17 protein-coding genes are annotated in these 19,781 nt (G+C 52.3%); 13 read left to right on the top strand and 4 right to left on the bottom strand.

All coding sequences use genetic code 11. The annotated features are described in order from the left end of the window. The 13 genes from metE (at position 1) to BAQU_RS10440 (ending at position 16,633) form a co-directional block, all read left to right on the top strand. Positions 1-2,313, top strand: coding sequence for a 5-methyltetrahydropteroyltriglutamate--homocysteine S-methyltransferase (gene metE / locus BAQU_RS05595; protein ID WP_094693473.1), 2,313 nt, complete (start codon positions 1-3; stop codon positions 2,311-2,313). Positions 2,314-2,327: 14 nt separating this feature from the next. Continuing rightward, positions 2,328-3,158: a methylenetetrahydrofolate reductase [NAD(P)H] gene (gene metF / locus BAQU_RS05590; RefSeq protein WP_211277118.1), complete on the top strand. Its 831-nt coding sequence runs from the start codon at positions 2,328-2,330 to the stop codon at positions 3,156-3,158. Between the two features lie 165 nt (positions 3,159-3,323). Continuing rightward, the gene (locus BAQU_RS05585; protein ID WP_094693469.1) at positions 3,324-6,389 is read left to right on the top strand and encodes a bifunctional [glutamine synthetase] adenylyltransferase/[glutamine synthetase]-adenylyl-L-tyrosine phosphorylase; all 3,066 of its coding nucleotides are present in this window, start codon (positions 3,324-3,326) and stop codon (positions 6,387-6,389) included. A 283-nt stretch (positions 6,390-6,672) separates the two neighbouring features. Beyond that, on the top strand, positions 6,673-7,671 hold the full coding sequence (gene pyrB / locus BAQU_RS05580) for an aspartate carbamoyltransferase (RefSeq protein ID WP_415447273.1): 999 nt from the start codon (positions 6,673-6,675) through the stop codon (positions 7,669-7,671). Next, positions 7,671-8,090, top strand: coding sequence for an aspartate carbamoyltransferase regulatory subunit (locus BAQU_RS05575; RefSeq protein WP_094693467.1), 420 nt, complete (start codon positions 7,671-7,673; stop codon positions 8,088-8,090). Before pyrB ends, BAQU_RS05575 begins: the two co-directional genes overlap by 1 nt. A 14-nt stretch (positions 8,091-8,104) precedes the next feature. Further along, positions 8,105-9,727, top strand: a complete 1,623-nt coding sequence (locus tag BAQU_RS05570) for a dihydroorotase (protein ID WP_094694009.1) — start codon at positions 8,105-8,107, stop codon at positions 9,725-9,727. 64 nt (positions 9,728-9,791) lie between these two features. Continuing rightward, a complete protein-coding gene (gene pyrF / locus BAQU_RS05565; protein WP_094693465.1) occupies positions 9,792-10,883 on the top strand; it encodes an orotidine-5'-phosphate decarboxylase in 1,092 nt (363 codons plus the stop codon). Further along, complete coding sequence (locus BAQU_RS05560) at positions 10,883-11,788, top strand: dihydroorotate dehydrogenase electron transfer subunit (RefSeq protein ID WP_094693463.1); 906 nt, start codon at positions 10,883-10,885, stop codon at positions 11,786-11,788. The genes pyrF and BAQU_RS05560 overlap by 1 nt, the downstream gene beginning before the upstream one ends. Positions 11,789-11,841: 53 nt before the next feature. Next, positions 11,842-12,759 carry a dihydroorotate dehydrogenase gene (locus BAQU_RS05555; RefSeq protein ID WP_244568468.1) on the top strand — a complete coding sequence of 306 codons (918 nt, stop codon included), beginning with the start codon at positions 11,842-11,844 and terminating at the stop codon, positions 12,757-12,759. Further along, a complete protein-coding gene (gene pyrE / locus BAQU_RS05550) occupies positions 12,753-13,469 on the top strand; it encodes an orotate phosphoribosyltransferase (RefSeq protein WP_094693459.1) in 717 nt (238 codons plus the stop codon). Before BAQU_RS05555 ends, pyrE begins: the two co-directional genes overlap by 7 nt. 262 nt (positions 13,470-13,731) lie before the next feature. Continuing rightward, the gene (locus BAQU_RS05545; protein WP_094693457.1) at positions 13,732-15,465 is read left to right on the top strand and encodes a pyruvate oxidase; all 1,734 of its coding nucleotides are present in this window, start codon (positions 13,732-13,734) and stop codon (positions 15,463-15,465) included. Between the two features lie 593 nt (positions 15,466-16,058). Next, on the top strand, positions 16,059-16,208 hold the full coding sequence (locus tag BAQU_RS10445; protein WP_158215652.1) for a hypothetical protein: 150 nt from the start codon (positions 16,059-16,061) through the stop codon (positions 16,206-16,208). Positions 16,209-16,222: 14 nt separating this feature from the next. Further along, entirely contained in the window at positions 16,223-16,633 is a 411-nt protein-coding gene (locus BAQU_RS10440; RefSeq protein WP_158215651.1) for a hypothetical protein, read from the top strand. A 200-nt stretch (positions 16,634-16,833) separates the two neighbouring features. Here BAQU_RS10440 and BAQU_RS05535 read toward each other — a convergent pair whose 3' ends face one another. From BAQU_RS05535 to BAQU_RS05520, 4 genes are all read right to left on the bottom strand, one after another. Beyond that, positions 16,834-17,199 (bottom strand): iron chaperone, encoded by a 366-nt coding sequence (locus tag BAQU_RS05535; RefSeq protein ID WP_094693453.1) that lies wholly within the window; start codon positions 17,197-17,199, stop codon positions 16,834-16,836. Positions 17,200-17,253: 54 nt separating this feature from the next. After that, complete coding sequence (locus BAQU_RS05530; protein WP_094693451.1) at positions 17,254-17,622, bottom strand: transcriptional regulator; 369 nt, start codon at positions 17,620-17,622, stop codon at positions 17,254-17,256. 276 nt (positions 17,623-17,898) lie between these two features. Beyond that, positions 17,899-18,822, bottom strand: a complete 924-nt coding sequence (locus BAQU_RS05525) for a LysR family transcriptional regulator (RefSeq protein ID WP_094693449.1) — start codon at positions 18,820-18,822, stop codon at positions 17,899-17,901. A 116-nt stretch (positions 18,823-18,938) separates the two neighbouring features. Further along, positions 18,939-19,721, bottom strand: a complete 783-nt coding sequence (locus tag BAQU_RS05520) for a 2,3-bisphosphoglycerate-dependent phosphoglycerate mutase (RefSeq protein ID WP_244568439.1) — start codon at positions 19,719-19,721, stop codon at positions 18,939-18,941. Between the last annotated feature and the right edge of the window lie 60 nt (positions 19,722-19,781).

The following is a 19,781-nucleotide window of genomic DNA, read 5'->3' as shown; positions in this document are numbered from 1 at the left end:
ATGTCCGCACTCACTTCGGTAATCGGTTTCCCGCGCATCGGTTCGAACAGGGAGCTGAAACGGTCGATTGAAAGTTATTGGAAAGGCACATCGACACTGGAGGATATGCAGGCCACGGCCCGCGAGTTGCGTAAGAAGCATTGGCTGCTCCAAAAGGAAGTTGGGATTGACCTGATTCCAAGCAATGATTTCAGCTATTACGATCAACTGCTTGATACGTCCATGCTCCTCGGCGCAATTCCACAACGTTACAATAGGCTTTCGCTTGATGCCGAGGACACCCTATTCGCGATGGGACGCGGATATCAGGGTGAACGCGGTGATGTAACAGCGCTTCCCATGAAGAAATGGTTCACTACCAACTATCACTATCTCGTTCCGGAAATCGATGATTCCGAGGAAATCAAGCTGAACAGCACCAAGCCTTTCGACGAATTCAGCGAGGCGAAGGAGCTTGGCATCATCACCAAGCCCGTGCTGATTGGACCATATGCATTCCTGAAGCTGGCGCGTCGTCCAGAAGGTGCGCCATTGACCTTTGACAAAGGTCTGGTCAACGCGGTTGCACGCGTCTATGCGCAGGTGCTTTCAAGATTCGCAGAGTTGGGCGCACAATGGGTGCAGCTTGACGAGCCATATCTGGTGCTCGACAAGAGTGATGGGGACCTTGAGCTGTTCAAGAGCCTCTACTCCAAGATTCTTCCCGCACGAGACACCGAGAAGGCATCGGTAAAGGTGCTGTTGCAGACATACTTTGGTCATATTGCCGACATCTATGAGACGGTGAATCTGTTTGAATTCGATGGTGTCGGGCTTGATTTCGTTGAAGGACGCGACGACAACCTTGCCGCTCTCAAGAAATTCGGTGTTGCGCAACGCACCACTATTTTTGCCGGTATCGTCAACGGACGCAACATTTGGCGCAATAACTATGCTGACAGCCTCGGCGTGTTGGATGCCGTCAATCAGATAACCGACCGTGTTGCGGTATCGACTGGCTGTTCGCTGCTCCATGTGCCATTCAGCGTCGAGGGCGAGAATGGATTGCATCCCGATGTGCGCAAGCATTTCGCATTCGCCGTCGAAAAGCTACAGGAAATCAATGAGATTGCGGCTTTATCCGAATTGGATGAGGCAGCGTTGAAGGATTCTCGTGAACTTGCTGATAATCAGGCTTTGTTTGATGGTCACCGTGTAGAGACTGACAGCAAGGTCGCCAAGCGAATCGAAGCTTTGCACCACAGTGATTTCACTCGTCTGCCAGAGCGTAAGGAGCGTCAGGCGGAGCAGCGTGAAGAGTTGGCTTTGCCGCTGCTGCCTACGACGACCATTGGTTCGTTCCCCCAGACACGTGAGATTCGCGCCGAGCGTGCACAATTCCGCAAGCACGAGATTTCCGAAGAACAGTACGACACCTTCATCAAGCAGCACATCGATGGAGTGCTTGAAAAGCAGGAGCGCATCGGTCTGGATGTCTTGGTCCACGGAGAATTCGAGCGCAACGATATGGTCGAATACTTCGGCCAGCACTTGAACGGCTTCCTCTTCACCAAGAACGCTTGGGTGCAGTCCTATGGCACGCGTTGCGTCAAGCCTCCAATCGTATGGTCTGATGTGTCCCGTGCCCAGCCGATTACCGTTTCATGGAGCGCATACGCGCAATCCCGCACCACTCGTCTGGTCAAGGGCATGCTGACCGGTCCTGTGACCATTCTCAACTGGTCGTGGCCGCGCGAAGATGTGAGCCATAAGCTACAGACCACGCAGCTGGCGCTCGCCATCCGTGACGAGGTGCTTGACCTCGAGGATGCCGGCATCAAGGTCATCCAGATCGATGAGGCAGCGTTGCGTGAAAAGCTTCCGTTGCGCCGCAGCGACTGGCATAAGCTTTACCTTGACTGGGCCATCCCAGCATTCAGACTCGTGCATTCCGGTGTGAAGCCAACCACTCAGATTCACACGCATATGTGCTACTCCGAATTCAATGACATCATCAAGGATATTGATGCGATGGATGCCGATGTCATCTCATTCGAGGCATCTCGTTCCGATTTGACCGTTCTCGATGCAATTCATGACGCGCACTTTGAGACTGAGGCTGGTCCAGGCGTCTATGACATCCATTCGCCTCGCATTCCATCCGAGGCAGAGATCGAGACACGTATCAACGAGATTCTTGACAAGATGGAAGCTTCGGCGGTGTGGATCAATCCCGACTGCGGTCTGAAGACACGAGGCGATGCAGAGACATGGCCAAGCCTTGAGCACATGGTGGCTGCAGCTCAGGCAATTCGTGCGAGGTTGGAGCGCTAGCCTTGCATTCTCCAATGTTTTCGCTTGAAGTGTTTCCTCCACGCAGAACTGCGCCGGTCGGAACCATCTATGACACCCTGGACGGCTTGCAAGGCATGCATCCTGACTTCATTTCGGTTACCTACGGAACGGGAAAGCAGGCAGATCGCACGGCGACGGCCAGAATTGCAAATACAATTCGAACAGAATACGGCATACCGGCGGTCGCTCATCTGACCGCCCGATATGCTGACAAGACAACGATTGATCATGAGCTCGATCTGTTTGAGGATGCAGGGGTGAAAGCGACACTCGCCTTGCGCGGTGATTCTCAGCTGGGAACCGATCCATGCGGCGAGTTCCAATATGCGAGTGATCTGGTGCGTTATATTCGTGAGCGTAAGCCTGAGATGACCGTATATGCCGCATGCTATCCAGAGTGCCACCCAGAAGCCCCAAATCTCGATGTTGATATCGATAATTTGAAGACCAAGGTTGATGCAGGCGCGAATCACCTGATTTCGCAACTGTTCTTTGATAACGAGGATTATCTGAAATTCCTGGACAAGGTTCGTGCCGCGGGCATTACCGTTCCCATCGAGGCCGGCATCATGCCGGTTACGAACGCTTCTCGAGTCAAACATATGGTGGGCATGTGCGGTTCGCGCATCCCTTCAACTGTCGAACACATGATTGAACGGTGGGGTGAAGACCCTTCTGCCATGCAGGAGGCGGGCATCATCTACGCATCCGCACAGATTTCCGATCTTGTTGCACGCGGAGTCGACGGCATTCATCTCTATACGATGAACAAGGCAGTAACCACCCGCAGAATCTGGAACAATGTTCGCTCACTCTTTGCCTGATAGTGATGGACTGCGTTCATTGTGAACTCGTTGAAGTATAAACACTATATTTCCGCTAAATGAGTGGCATATTCTGTCATTCTGGTGGGTCTATACTCTGGGGAGTTCACAATGAACTTTGGCACTCCACATTTGTATACGTTTTGCATAGGGTAGATTGACTGTATGCAAGAAATTGATGAAGCGTTGAGCGCTCAGGCTCTCATTCGTGCCGGACTGCGCAATCTTGCCGCTGCACGAACGGTATTGGAGAAACTCGGTGATGAGGGTCTGGGAAGCCAGTGCATATCACTTCTTCTGAGCAGCCTTGCACGAGCTTGCGATCCTGATACAGCCTTGAGAAATCTCTATGACATTATCGGTTCGCTGCACCGGCAGGGGTTGAGATTGCATGACAAGCTTCCAGAAGATGGTCAGATTGCAAATCTGACCATGGTTCTTGGAGTTTCAAAGGCTCTTGGATTCATGATGATGAACAGGCCCGAACTGGTTATTGCAGCGGCGAAAGATGCACAGCATTCGTTGCAATTCGACGTTGCACAGCGCAAGAGTGCCATGACCGAGGATGCTGACAAGTCACTTGCTGAGGCAGTCAACTCGATGCGGCGCGAATATTATCTTCAACTTGCAGCGATCATGCAATTCGATGCGCAGACGCGCAATCCGATCGATGTTCAGCCACGTGTGAGCACGATGCTGTCTGCATTGGCCGATTCGGCGCTTGAGGCGGCGCTTGCCATAGCAAAGAACAACGTCGAGCATGGCGATATCTGCCGCTTTGCCATAATCGGCATGGGCAAGTTGGGCTCGCAGGAGTTGAATTACGTCTCGGATGTCGATCTCATCTATGTTGTCGAACCAGTCAGCGAAGAAGTCGATAATGCACAGCTGATTCGAATCGGCAGCAAGATTGCGATGATGGTGCAGAAAATCTGTCAGTCGGTGATTGCAGGCGTTACGGAGCCAGCATTGTGGCAGATCGATGGGGGACTACGGCCAGAGGGCAAGGATGGCCCATTGGTCCGTCGGCTTCAATCGCATCTCAGCTATTACGAGCAGTGGGCGGAAAGCTGGGAATTCCAAGCATTGTTGAAGGCACGACCGGTTGCTGGAGATGCCGAACTTGGAAAAGCCTATTATGACGGAACTCGGCCGTTCGTATGGAACGCGTCGCAGCGCAGTAATTTTGTGTACGACTGCCAGAGCATGCGCAAACGGGTCGAGTCTCTTATCCCTGCGCCGTTGAAGGATCGCGAGATCAAACTGGGTCGTGGAGGATTGCGCGATGTTGAATTCACGGTACAGATGCTGCAGCTCGTTCACGGCCGAACCGATGCCACCCTACGTACGGCATCAACCTTGGAATCCTTGCAAGCCTTGGCCAGCGGCGGTTACATCTCTCGAAAACAGGCCGTTCGACTTTCGCAGGATTATCGCTTCGAACGTGTGTTGGAACATCGTCAACAGATGTGGGAGTTGAAGCGGACCCATCTCTTCCCAGATTTAGGTAAAGGAAGTTACGGTGGTATGGAACGCGTTCGTGAGATCACGCGAGAGGAGTTGGACGCAAACATCGACCTACGCAGACTTGCGCGTGCATTCAACATTCATTCCGATGAGCTGGTGAACCGTTTCGATGCCACAAGGCGCGAGATTCGCAAGCTGCACCAGGATATCTATTATCGTCCCATGCTCCCCATCAGCGCGCAGACTCAGACCGATGACATTCGGCTGAGCAGGGAGGCAGCCGAGGATCGCTTCGCTTCCATCGGCTTTGCGGATCCGCAGGCAGCCATGCGCCATGTTGAGGTCTTGACAACAGGCTTGTCGCGTGCCGCCAAGATCAACAGGATTCTCCTGCCAGCAGTCTTGGAATGGCTTGGTCAGGGGCAGAATCCAGATATGGGACTGCTTGGCTGGAGAAGCTTGCAAGAGCGTTTTGGTACGGGCAGCCAATATCTCGGATTTTTGAGAGATTCGCCCTCCGCGGCTCAGCGGTTATGTCATATTCTCTCCAATTCGAGATTCCTTGGAGAGGCATTGCGCAAATCTGCGGAATCCATTACCTGGCTTGGTGCCGACGAGCAGTTGCAGCTTCGTTCACAAATGAGCCTTCGTACGCAGACCCGTTCTACAGTCGAACGTTTTGCCGATAAGCCTGCTGGATTCGCCACATCGATCAGAGCCATGCGCCGGCATGAGATCGAACGCATCGGTCTTGGATGGATGAGTCATGCAGTGTCGGAGAGTGAATGTCTTCAGGGCATGACGGATGTGTATGACGCCATTCTTTCCGCAACGCTGAGATGGGCGGTAACCAGACAGATTGATCAGTCGAAGGCCGCACTTGCGCCGGCTAACATCGCCATCATTGCAATGGGAAGATATGGCGGCAGCGAAGTGAATTTCAGTTCAGATGCCGATATCATCGCAGTGTATGAGCCCAAGCAGGGTGCAGATTCACATGAAGCCAACCTTTTTGCGCTCCACGTGATCGACGACATGCGTCTGGTGCTGTCAGGCTCTGTGAGTGTGGAAGAAAAAATCGATCTCGATATGGATCTTCGACCGGAAGGCAAGAACGGTCCGCTGGTGCGGTCCTATGATTCATGCCGTGAATACTACCGCTCCTGGGCAAGCACATGGGAATCACAAGCTTTGCTCAGAGCTCGCTTCGCTGCAGGAGATTCCGATTTAGGCCACAGGATTATTGATGACATCATCAATCCTCTGAGATACCCCAAGTCTGCCTTGACCGATGATCAGATCAGTGAAATCCGCACATTGAAGGCGCGAATGGAATCTGAGCGTTTGCCGCGTGGGGTCAGGAGAGAACGTCACATCAAACTCGGCAAGGGCGGTCTTTCAGACATCGAATGGACGGTTCAATTGTCGCAGTTGCAGCATGCTCATGACATTCCTGCGTTGCAGACAACCTCAACTCTGGAAGCGCTGGAATCTTTGCGCCGCGAAGGCTTGATCGATGTGGAGGATGCCGATAATCTGCGCGAGACATGGATTATGTGCACCGCTGCCCGCAATGGCAGCTATCTATGGTCCGGTAGGGCCACACGCGCAGACATCCTGCCCGATGACGTCTATTCATTGGGCGGCATAGCCATCTATCTTGGCTATGCCGCGCATCAGGGCCAGAGATTTGAAAATGACGTGCTGGCAAAGATGCGCCGCTGCCGAGAGATCAGCAACCGCCTCTTCTATGGCATCATGTAACGCACACCCTGCGCTTCGGGTGCACTGTTTTTTCAGATTGTACTTTGGTAGTCGCTTTCTCACTGATTTCAACCAAAAAGCGACTCCCAAAACGCAAGGTGTTCATATGGACGGACGAAGGACATTCGGACATGTTGCGTTGTTAACAAAACTTATCTATTGTTGACTAGGTCACGTCAGTGTGGCCACCTTATCGCAGAAAGGTGAGCCGTTGTCCGACAATAACAATCCGGATTTATCAGTGGAAGCGTCTTCTGCTCGTGTTGAATCCGCATCATCATCAATCCATAGTGCTGGTATTTCGGGGAATACCTCCACGTTACGAGGTCACAGCGTCGTCACGCTTGATGACCTTTCACCACAGCAGATCATTGAGCTGCTTCGCAAGGCTGAATATATCGATTCGCATCGTAGACAGGTGATGCACACGTGCGACGGAAGAATTCTTGCCACGCTGTTCTATGAACCGAGTACAAGAACCCGTCTCAGCTTCGAAACAGCGATGCTGCGCCTTGGCGGCAATGTGATTGGTTTCGCCGGTGCACAGCTATCGAGCGTTTCAAAAGGTGAATCCATCTCGGACACATTGAAGACAGTGAGCAATTATGCCGATGTCGTTGCCATTCGACACCCGAAGGAGGGCGCTGCGCTGGTGGCTTCAAGAGCTGCTTCGGTTCCGGTGATCAATGCCGGTGATGGCGGTCATATGCATCCAACTCAGACTCTCGCGGATCTTGCAACCTTGACTTCACGCTTCGGCAGAGTCAACAATCTCACGGTTGGTCTGTGCGGCGATCTTACCTTTGGTCGTACGGTACACTCTCTGATTTCTACACTCTGCCGTTTCGGCAATGTCCGTTTTGTGCTTATCAGTCCAGATGAGTTGAAAACGCCGCAATATGTGCTCGATCGCATCAACGACACCCCATCGTGTTCATTCGTGCAGACACGTGACCTTGTCGGTGTCATTGGCGATCTTGATGTGCTGTACATGACACGAGTACAGAAAGAGCGTTTCTTCAACGAAGACGATTACCTGCGTCTGCGTGATACCTACATTCTCGACGAGGACAAACTCAGGCACGCGAAGCCGGAGATGGCGGTATTACATCCTCTGCCTCGCGTCAATGAGATCGCAGTCGAAGTGGATAACGACCCCCGAGCTGCATACTTCGAACAGGTCAAGAACGGCATGCTCATGCGCATGGCACTGGAAAGTTCGGTGCTCGGAGATGAGCTTCCAGGCTATGAAGCATGGTCAGGGAAGGAGGTGTATGCCTGATGGAGGTTACCAGCGTTACCAACGGCATCATCATCGATCACGTTCCCGCAGGGACGGCACTGAAGGTGCTGCAGTTCCTGCATATCGACCCGGCCAAGACCAAGCTTGCATTGATCATGAACGCGAGCAGTCAACGCTATGGCACCAAGGACATCATCAAGATCGAGGATGAAACAAGCGTTGATCTGAATGTGTTGAGTCTCATCGCTCGCCAAGCGACCGTTGACATCGTCAAGGGCGGCAAGATCATTGACAAGCAGCAGCCAAGTCTTCCGGAGCATGTGGTCAACGTCATCAGTTGCACCAATCCGCGTTGTGTCACGACCACCGAGCACGGCATTGACCAGCTGTTCCATCTGATGCACACCAAGCGTCAGGAATATCGTTGCGATTATTGCGACGAGGAGGCCAAGTTCTGATGGCTGCCGCATCGATGGATTCACTCGACATCAATCAACACTCTGCTCATGGTTCGTTCCGCGTTGTTTTCCATGGACTCCGCGTCTGGGATACCGGTGAGATCATTGATGTGGCACTGCCGTCCACTTCGTTCGATGGGATTCTTGACGATACGGGCTTGTTTTCGCATCGTGGCGAAGCCTGTGTGCATCAGATCGAGTCTTCGGACGAGTCCTGCGCCGATGCTGTGATTCATGTCGATGCTCGAGGGCTTGTGCTCGCTCCTGGCCTGTGCGATCCGCATGTGCATTTTCGCGATCCCGGGCAGCGCGACAAGGAGGATATGCTTTCAGGCTGTCGATCGGCAGCGGCCGGTGGCTTCACCACCGTGCTGCTCATGCCGAACACCGCACCAGCCATGGATGGCAGGCGATTCGACACCAGTGATGCCCTTGATGGTTTTTCACCAACAGACGCACACGGGAGGCGCGAGGTTGAACAGGCTGGATTCCATTCAGTCATCGACTATGTGCAACACTATGCGCAGGCCCACCGAGCAACATTGCCGACGAAATACCTGTTGAGCGTATGTGCGAGCGTTGACAGAGCAGGAATCGACGCAAGTGACCCTGAGGATTGGAAGAGGTATCTGCGTGCTTCGGTTCAGCAGCTCCCATCTGATAGTGTCATGCGCGAACATCCACTGGTAGCCATCAGCGATGATGGCTCGGCAGTAACATCGAAAATTCTTGCCGATGTTGGTGAACACGCAAGACGTTACTCACTTCCCATTCTTGACCACTGCGAGCATCATGACAGTGGTGTCATGAATGAGGGGCAGACCTCACGAAGCATGGGGCTGCCTGGCATTCCTGCGTCCACGGAGTTGAATGTGGTGTCGCGAGACATCGAGTTCGCCCGCACCACCGGCACCCATATGCATCTGCAGCATGTGAGCACGGCGCTCGCATTCGATGCGATTCGCAAGGCAAAGGCAGAAGGTATTCCGGTGAGCTGCGAAACAGCTCCGCACTATCTGGCACTCTGTGACGAGGACGTGAAGCGTTTCGCAGCGATGGCGAAGATGAATCCGCCATTGCGCAGCGCTGCCGACCGCGAGGCGACGATCGCTGCGGTTGAGGACGGCACTGTAGACATGATCGCAACCGACCATGCGCCTCACACCATGTCCGAGAAGAACCAGGGCATGCTGGATTCGCCGAACGGCATCATTGGCTTGGAGACGGCCTATGCCGTATGTCACCGTGTTCTGGTCGATGGTGGAGTGATCGATGACACTCGCCTGATCGAACTGATGTCGCTTGCGCCGGCACGACTCATGGGGATTGATGTGGTTGATATTTCGGCATTGCTGGACAACTGCGATGGTGAACATCGCGCACAGGATGCACATGTTGAGCACCTTCATAGAAGGTTGCTTGATTTGAGCAATCGTGAAAACACTCAATCCCTCGATTTCTCTATTCTCGACACTGACTGCACATGGACTGTAGAGTCAGGCGACTTTCATTCGAAGGCGCATAACACGCCATTCCAAGGGATGTCGGTGTCTGGCAGGGCTCAGGCAACGATCCTCAATGCTGCGATTGCATTCAACCGGATTCCAGCCACCAGAGAGATGAATCCATGCGAATAGCAAGACAATAAGAAGCCATCACGACGAACTGCGCATCCGACATAGAATAAAAGGCTGAATAAACATGGATAAACTCGTTGAGGCCATACGGAAATTCGATAATCCAAGCGTTGTAGGCTTGGATCCCACCATTGCGCTGTTGCCACCCCAATTGTTTGCAGGAGCACGGGAAATTGTCGGTGACATCGATACAGTCAAGGGCCGCGCCTTGTGGGCAGCAATGGTGAATGCAAAGTTCCTGGAATTCAATCGAAGCATCATCAACGCCGTGAAGGATATTGTTCCTGCTGTAAAGGTTCAGATTGCCATGTACGAAGCCTTGGGACCAGCAGGAATGATGGCATATGTTGAGACGTGCCGTGCTGCACATGAAGCGGGACTGCATGTGATCGGCGATATCAAGCGCGGTGATATCGGTTCAACAGCGGCGGCGTACGCATACCACCTTTCAGGCATACCACGTCCGAATAGTGAGATTTTTCAAGCGTTTGATCTTTCTGGAGGTGCTTCTGAAAATACTTCGCAGTGCAAGTGTCTCGCAGACGACGAGCGCGATGAAGGAAAACCGGATGCATCACGGGAGGAACTTGGATTTTTCCCTTGGTACGAGGACTCGGTAACCGTCAATCCATACCTCGGAACTGACGGCATAGCGCCATTTGTTGATGCCGCTCAACAGGCCGATAAAGACATCTTCGTGCTGGTGCGCACCTCCAACCCTTCAAGCGACGAATTTCAAGAGCTGATGAGCGACAATGATCAACGTGTGTACGAGCATGTTGCAGACAAAGTCATGCAGTGGGGATCCGACTCAGTAGGAGATGAGGGTTTTTCAAGGGTGGGTGCCGTTGTGGGAGCTACGCATCCGCGTGTAGGAGCCTCTCTGAGAGCTCGAATGCCACGGGCCATGTTCCTGATTCCCGGATACGGTGCACAGGGTGGCACTGCGTCTGACGTGGCAGCTATGTTTGATGTTCATGGTGAAGGTGCGATTGTAAACTCATCTCGTGGCATTATCGGCGCTTGGCGCAAAGATCCTGCTTACAATTCCGCGCTTTCCATCGAAGATTCTCTGCAACTTGTAGGGATGAATGCTCGTCGAGCTGCGCTCGATATGAGAGATGCATTGAACACAGCGTTGAAGGAAAGGTCTTGATGTCGACCCAATTCATTCCGACACAAATCAAGCAGCGTCACACTGGTCCCGCCAAGGGCTCTCATGATGCTTCAGATATCTGCAGATGCCATGAGCCGAGTGAAGGCATTGTCGTCAATGGCGAAAGCTATCTGCCGGCAAGGCGCTCGGTTCCCATCGTCAGTGTGAGACAGCTTGATCAGGGTGTGATCGAGCTTGTCATTTGCGACCGGTATATGGCAGAACACGCCAGACCAGCGCAGTTTGCCAACCTCTTCACCCATGATGGACTGCGTCTGATGCCGCGTCCCTTTGGCATCTGTGAGATTTGCGGTGACGAGGTCAGTTTCATATTTGCAATCGTTGGTGCCGGAACAGCGCAATTCGCACAGATGAAGGCAGGAGATTCCATCGATGTGCTGGGTCCTTTGGGCAAGACCTTCGACCTGACCAGTCCTGATGCCCGATACATCCTCGTTGGTGGTGGCTTGGGCGTTCCTCCACTGATTCAGGCGGCACAGTACCTGCATGACTCCGGGAGAGAGAACAGAACCACTGCAATCTTTGGATATCGCAAGCATCATTTTGCCGATTCGATCGTTGGTCAATATAGCGATGATGTGCGCAGCATCGATGAGGAACAGGGCAATGTAATTACCGTTCTCGATAGCATGGATGCAGAACTCAGACAGATTTCGGATCCGGTTGTCATACTCTCATGTGGTCCCACTCCGATGATGAAGGCGGTGGCGTTCTGGGCTTCGAGCAGGGGTATTGCGACCCAGTTTAACCTTGAGGAACGTATGGGCTGTGGATATGGAACCTGCGTCGTGTGCGTGGTCGATACCATTCATGGGCGCAAAAAAGTCTGTCTCGAAGGGCCGGTGTTTACTGCTCAGGAACTCGGATGGGAGAGCGAACGATGACGACTGCGATTGAACGGACTGACGCCTTGTCCAGCAGTCAGTCGCTGCAAGACATGCTGACACTGCCATGGAAACATCCAACGATTGTTGCAGGTGTTCCGTGGAAAAATCCGGTCGGTACGGCTTCCGGCACGTTCAATGTCGAGGCTTGCAGCAGATTCTATGACGTTGCACAGATGGGAGCCGTTTCCACAAAGGGTGTCTCCATCATTCCCTGGGAGGGCAATCCCACGCCAAGAACCGCTGAAACTCCGGCAGGAACCGTAAATTCTGTAGGGCTGCAAAATCCAGGTCTCGACCACTATCTTGCCAATGATCTTCCCATGTTGAAGCGCATGGGTGCGAACGTCATCACCAACGTGGCAGGTCACAGTGATGAAGACTACATTCAGGTCGTTGAGCGCCTCGCTGACAAGCCATGCGACATGCTCGAAATCAATGTCAGCTGCCCCAACGTCTCGCACGGAGGCATGTCCGTGGGCACGGATGCCAAGGCTCTGCACCATCTTATCGGTGCATTGCGCAATATCACGGACAAGCCGATGATAGTCAAGCTTTCTCCGAACGTCACCGATATAGTGGGCATCGCCAAAGCCGCTGTCGATGCGGGTGCTGATGCTCTGAGCCTCATCAACACGCTTGTGGGCATGAGGATCAACACCACAACGGGGCGACCGATCCTCGCCAATATTACGGGCGGTGTTTCCGGGCCATGCATTTTTCCCATTGCACTAAGTTTTGTGTGGCGCGTTCGCCGAGCGTTGCCAGACATACCAATCATCGGAATAGGTGGTATTTCGAATGGTGACAATGCGTTGGAGTACCTTTATGCGGGAGCCAACGCGGTTGAGGTCGGAGCCGCCGCTCTCCTTGATCCAATAGCGCCGTTACGCATTGCTCGGGAACTTGATGATCTTTTGGATGCACGGCCTGAATTAGCTGAAAAACTTGCGGAAGGACGCACATGGTAGCTTTTAAAGCGCTGCATGGAGAAACCATCAGTCAAAGATTCACTTCATTTCTGCTTGAAGTTGGAGCGCTCAGATTTGGTGATTTTACGTTGAAATCAGGCAGAAAATCCCCATACTTCATCAATGCTGGGGCATTCGATGATGGTCGGAAAATCGCCTTGCTCGGCGAATTCTATGCACAGACCATTACGCAGGCGATCCATAATGGCGATTTGCCAGTGGACATAGCCACGGTATTCGGACCAGCATACAAGGGCATTCCACTCGCTGTGTCGACTGCAATCGCACTCGCATCCGCACACGACATGCCTGTTGGATACACCTTCGACCGCAAGGAGGCCAAGGACCATGGTGATGGCGGCATCATGGTCGGCACACAGTTGCAAGACGGCATGAAGGTACTGCTGGTCGACGATGTGATGACCGCAGGAACGGCAATTCATGAGGTCATTCCCAAGCTCAAAAGTCAGGCGGATGTTGAAATCGTTGGTCTTGTCTTGAGTGTGGACCGCATGGAGCACATTGCAAATTCGCATATGTCAGCGGTGAAGGCCGTTGAGCAGGAATTTGGTTTTCCGGTATTCAGCATTGCCAACGTCCAGGAGATCTTCGACACGGCTGCACAGATGACCGAACCGGATGGCACCCCAATCATTTCGGAGCAGCTCCAGGAGCAGGCTCACAACTACTTCATCGAATACGGCTGCTGAGCAATTGCGCCAGGCGCTCCACGCTTTTTACTGCTTGCAGCTCTTCGAAGTGGCTCCTGAAGGCGTGTGGCATTCGTCACATTGCAGGTACGGGACTGTCCTGACTTTTGGCTTAAATCCTTGCAAATGAGTAGTTTGGTCACTCAAATGTAATGAAGTAGACATTGAAAAAGTCTCTTGAAACAATTTCCCTTCACTACCATACGTGTATGTAGAACCGTTATCACGGGGGAAACATAGCGTTAGGTAAAGGGGAATGTTCATGTCGACAAAAGCTGCTGACCAACTGGTCAGTGTGTTGATGAATTGGAAAGTAAAGCACGTCTTCGGTTTGCCAGGAGACTCGATTGACACCACAGTCGATGCTTTGCGACGCAATCAGGAGAAAATCAAGTTCGTTCAGGTACGGCACGAGGAAGTCGCAGCGCTCTCTGCAGCCGCGAATGCCAAACTTACTGGTGGTGTGGGCGTGTGCCTCGCCATTGGCGGACCTGGTGCGATTCATTTACTCAATGGCCTGTATGATGCCAAGATGGATCATGTGCCCGTGCTCGCCTTGCTCGGTCAGGTCACTACGAAGGACATCAACGAAGGCTATTTCCAAGAGGTCAATACCCCTAAGCTTTTCGACGACGTCGCAGTCTTTAACAAGACCATTTCCGCTTCGGACAATCTTGGCAAGGTCGTGGACTCGGCCATTCGTGCGGCAATGACAAAAAAGGGTGTTGCAGTCCTGACCATTCCCGATGATCTTCCAGATCATAAAGTTACGAACGAATACAAGGATAGTGCCGCTGCATTCAAGCTCAGCACTCCGCAGGTCGATGACGAGCAGCTTGCCGAGGCCATTTCCATGGTACAGCAGGCACAGAAGCCACTTGCGCTGATTGGCAAGGGTGGCGAGCACGCCGGTGCCGAGTTGCAGAAGTTCGTCGAGACCAACAACATTCCATTTATCCTGACGATGCCAGCCAAGGGCACGATTGCCGATGACCATGCAAACAGCCTTGGCAACGTTGGCAAGTTGGGAACGAAGCCAGCGTATGAGGCAATGAAGTCGACTGATCTGCTGCTGATGATCGGCACAAATTATCCATACACGCCGTATCTGCCGGATGCAGGCCAGGCCAAGTGCATTCAGATTGATACCTGCCCGGAGAATCTGGGCAGTCGCTATGCAGTTGATCTTGCCATTGATGGCGACGCGGGTGCCGTCGTCTCACAACTCAATGCCAAGGGTGCTCTGCGCAGTGATGATCGTTTTCTCAAGGCATGCCAGAAGGATATGGACATCTGGAACAAGTGGATGTCCGAGAAGCGCAGTCTCAATACCACGCCTGCCTCACCTGAGGCAGTGTTCGCCAGCATTGACGAGACCGCTCCGAAGGATGCTGTCTATTCCATCGATGTCGGTACATCGACTTCGTGGGGAGCGCGGTTCCTTCACGTTCAGCCAACGCAGAAGTATTCGATCTCGGCGTGGCTGGGCACCATGGGCTGCGGTCTGCCAAGTGCCATCGCAGGTGCTGAATCGTATCCGGAGCGAAAGAATATCAGCGTTTCTGGAGATGGCGCCTTTGCAATGGTCATGCAGGACTTCGTGACGGCCGTCAAATACAAGCTCCCTATCATCCAGGTAGTCATCAACAATCAGAAGCTTGCCTTCATCGAATATGAACAGCAGAGCGCAGGCCAGTTGAATTACGAGATTGATTTGGAAGACATGGATTATGCCAAGTTCGCCGAGGCTGCAGGTGGCGTTGGCTACACCGCCCGAAGCAATGCCGAATTCAAGGATGCGCTGGAGAAGGCATACAAGGAAACCGACAAGCCAGTGCTGATCAACGTCTATGTCAAGGATAATGCGCCGCTGCCTGGCAAGATCGTTGGCGAAGAGGCCATGGGATACACGAAGTATGGCACCCATTATCTTGAGAATTATTGGAAGATCCCATCAATGCCGCCGCTGAAGGACATCATGCGCCAGTTCTTCTAAAGCACAAGAATCGAGCAATGCCTGGTAGAAAGTGGCTGTTCGCGATGGGTGGGCTGAATTACGATTCAACCCACCCATCGCGTATCTCTGAAAGTTCTTTGTGATCGCTTTCAAAACTTGGAATTGGAAGCGTATGCTAAATTGTTCCCATTGAGATCCTGAACGAGTTCGTTCACGCTGCTGAACGATGTGTCGATGCAGTGATCGGCTTCATTCCGGTCATCCCGAGCGGAACCCAATCAACAGGAGATCCCTCGGCTCCGTTCGGGATGACAAAAGATTGTTCGGGGTGCCTGGGTTGTTGGTGATGGCTGGGTTGTTGGTGAGCCTGGGTTGTTGGTGATGACGAAGGGGTGCCCTGTCGCTCTGACCGTTCTCTTTTTCCGTCATCCCGAGCGAGCGCAGCGAGTTGAGGGATCTCCGTTTTTGGTATTCATGGGCATAAGATCTCTCCCTTCATCTCACTGCATTCGCTCAGGGCAGGCTGACTGCGGCTGCTCGTTCGGCTTCGCCTAATATGACAGAAGAACATTCCGCTTGAGACTCGTTCGAGTACCCATAAGGGATACGTCCTCGGGAAGCACAAGTGGCATATGGATATTCAGCGAAAGTACGCGCTGCGTCTGGCGAGGCGACTGTTGATTGATGTGCTGTGGAAAACGGCGAACATCGAAGTCGATGGAATCACTTTTCCGGGCAACGAAGAAATTCTTGAAGGTCGCGCCCGGAAGGAATGCGTGTAGCTGACATCATTGTCGTGAATAATCTCAAGCGGGCGTGGGAATTCCTTTGTGAACACGTCGATGAAGCTGTCGATTGGTCATTCGTTTCGCATTACAACACCATAATTGGTATTGGATCGATTGCTAATCCAGATAAGCTTCGGACAATCCCAGTGAGAATTGGCGGAACAGACTGGACTCCGAACGTGCCAACGATTGAATCTGCGCGAGCTTGTATCGGAGATGCATCGCTTCTTCATGACCCTGAAAGCCGTGCGGTTGTCATATTCCTCGCTATTTCAAGGGGCCAATGGTTTGCAAATGGCAATAAGCGAACCCTTTTGATGGTAGCAAATCATTGCCTTATCAATGCTGGAGTTGGCATATTCTCAGTAGCCCCACGGGTTGAAGCGCGATTTTATACAGCATTTGCTTGCGTATTATGAATCGAACAATCTGGAAGCTATTTCTGATTGGCTGCGCAAACACGCAGAGGGTCTGCTGTCAGGCGGTCTCACTCGTGTCGAAATGATGGAATTGAAGTGATCAACCGAAAATAAGGTTGACCTTAGCTATTCACGGCGTTACCCAGAGTTGTTCGAAGGCGCCATTGCTGTAGTTTCCATGTGATACGAGAGGATATTATCTAGCGGGCGTTGTGTTCCTTGCTCCACTGGGCAAGCTCCTTGATCAGACCAAGGGGGAGTGGTTTGTCGTTGGGGATTTGGATGGTGCCCTTGCTGGTCTTGTATTCGGTCAGACGATCGTTGAAAGCTTCTATGGCCTTGCTGCCGGGGTAAATGCCGATATGCCTCGTGAAGGCGGCGAAATGAATCAGATTCCTTCCCTGCCAGAATGTGGGAATGCCATACGACATTTTCTCCGTGGCATCGGGAAGCACCGATGCGATTGCCTGATACACCTCATAGAGGCGCGGTTGCATGTCAACTGATTGTGCGGCAATGTAATCGCCAATGGGATCTGTAATCGGTGGCAATGCTGTTGGAGTCATCAGTTTCCTTTCGTGCTGTGGTGAAGATATCTGTGTCCATTCCTATCCAAGATGCTATTGCTCTATGTCGGAGCGCGGAGTGGGCTTGGAAGTCCTGGAAATCCGGGCACCTCGTTGCTTTTTCCTTGGTACTGGGGTGACTTCCTCGAGTTGTGCTATCACTGGCAGTGCGAGTTCTCGATTTTCAAAGTCGAGCATGTAATGCTCCTTTGCACCTGGATAGGGGATGCCGCGTTCGGCATCTCCCATCAGGTTCTCGATGCAGGGCAGTATCTTGACGTACACGGTGTTGTCACATAGGAGCAACAGCGGCTTGTCGTTGACATAGACCATGTAGTCGCCGAACATTTTGCGATATCGAATGGCACCCGCCTCACGAATTGTCTCGCAGACATATTCAACGAATTCTCGAGTTGATGACATAATACTCCTCCAAGAGTAATGAGCCTCGTCACACATATGCTATTCGAAATGTACGCGTGATGAAAGGCGCTTGAATGCCCGTCGAGCCAGGGTCATGACGTCAATATCGGGTCGCGGGGGGAGTAAATTCCAGCGCGCGCCGTTCATTGTGAACTTGCGAAAGTATCAATGCTGTTTTTTCCCATAAATTAGGTCAAAAATCAACGATGTTGAGAGTTAATACTTTGACAAGTTCACAATGAGCACAATGGCGGGCGTATGGACGTTCAAATCCCTTTAATTGATGATGGTGTAGCCGTGGGAATCGACCACGTTACGTAGCTTGTCAAGGTACATGCTTGCTGCGCTTGAAAGTTTCGCACGTTCGTTGCTGATCCACCCAACAAGCATGGATTCATCCGACTCAAGTGGAACCGTGACGATTTTCTCGTTGTTCAAGTCCTCGTTGTCGATTCCTGTGCAGACGGTGTATCCGTTCAATCCGACGATGAAGTTCAAAATTGTGGCTCGATCTGTCACGTTGATCTGCTTCGGGGAGTATTCAGGCCAAACGGCTTCCTCCGCGAAATAGAAACTGCCTTCCTCACCCTGCTCATATTGAAGGAATGGATATGGCTCCAAATCCTTCATCGTGATCTTTGACTTGGCTGCGAGTGGATTGTTGCGCGACAAAAACACATGCAATCCCGCCCGGAACAGTGGATGGAATTCAAGATGCTTGCCTCGAAGCAACTTGCCCAGCACATCCTTGTTGAAATCGGAAAGATAGATGATGCCAATCTCAGACTGCATGTTGGCCACCTGATTGATGATGTCACGCGTGCGGGTCTCGCGAATCGTGAATTCATACTCATCTGAATTCGTCGAACTGATCATCTCGACGAAAGCCTCCACTGCGAACATATAATGCTGCGTTGAGACGCGGCAGAGCTGCTTTCGCGGCTTTGCATTCTTATAGCGTTCCTCAAGCAACGATGCCTGATCGAGAACCTGACGAGCGTAGGTCAGGAATTCCGCGCCATCAACAGTGAGCGCGATGCCTTGGGATGAACGTGTGAAGATGTCGATGCCCAGCTCATTTTCCAGTTCCTTGACCGACGAGCTGAGGGCGGGCTGGGACACGTAAAGTTCGTGAGATGCCTCATTCATGGAACCGCATTCAACGATTTTGACGATATATTTCAACTGCAGCAGAGTCATATGCATAATTTATAGCAAAAGGTTGTTTCGCTCAAATCACTTATAACGAGGAGTTGTCTGCATCCATCCTGCAAGGTGTGGGAACCACGAACAATAGATACGGGAAACAAACTGGCTTATTGCTTGGATTGCCCGAGTGCAGACACCTCGGCAATGCCCTGTTCGGCAGCCTTTGGATCGAGATATTGCCCCGGTCCCTGCACTCTGAGCTTGCCAGCTGAAGAGACCATAAAGTCGTAGATCATGGGAACGCCGGTTGGCACGTTGATTGAGCGAATATCCGCATCACTGATATGCTCGAGCATCTTGACAATGGCTCGTACCACCGATCCATGCGTGACAATGAGTACGGTTTTCCCTTCAACGAGCATCGGGGCTACACGCCTGTCCCAATATGGTTGAAGACGCCCAGCGAGATCCTTGAGGCATTCAGTGCGAATTGTAGATGGATCTCGATCATCAAGCCCATCTCGGATCGCGGAGCCGTATCTTGGGTCATTGCCTTGGAAAAACGGTGAATCGACATCTATGACTGGCGGCCGAACATCATACGAGCGACGATATGTCGCAAAGAGTTTGTCGCCGTACCTATCGTGCATGGCAGGTCGCGTTTCGCCCTGAAACGCGCCATAGTGACGCTCATTGAGTCTCCATGAACGCTGCACCGGTATCCAGGAGCGGTCAATGGCATCGAGCACGATGTCAGCCGTCACAATGGAACGGCGCAGCAGCGAAGTGAACACGAAATCCGGTTTCAAGTCGGATTTTTGCAGTAACTCACCTGCATGCTCGGCTTGCTCGGTACCGATGTGAGTCAGTGGAATGTCGACCCAGCCGGCGAAACGATTTACAGACTTGTCTGTCCATGTACTTTGGCCATGTCGCATAATGATTAGCATGGAACTCATCACCTTTCACGAGTTGATGAATCTGTGTGGCAGGTATTGCCTTCTTCTTGT

Origin of the sequence: Bifidobacterium aquikefiri, from assembly GCF_002259795.1 — a bacterium.
In the GTDB taxonomy this organism is placed as follows: domain Bacteria; phylum Actinomycetota; class Actinomycetes; order Actinomycetales; family Bifidobacteriaceae; genus Bombiscardovia; species Bombiscardovia aquikefiri.
This window is presented reverse-complemented; position numbering and strand designations above follow the sequence as displayed.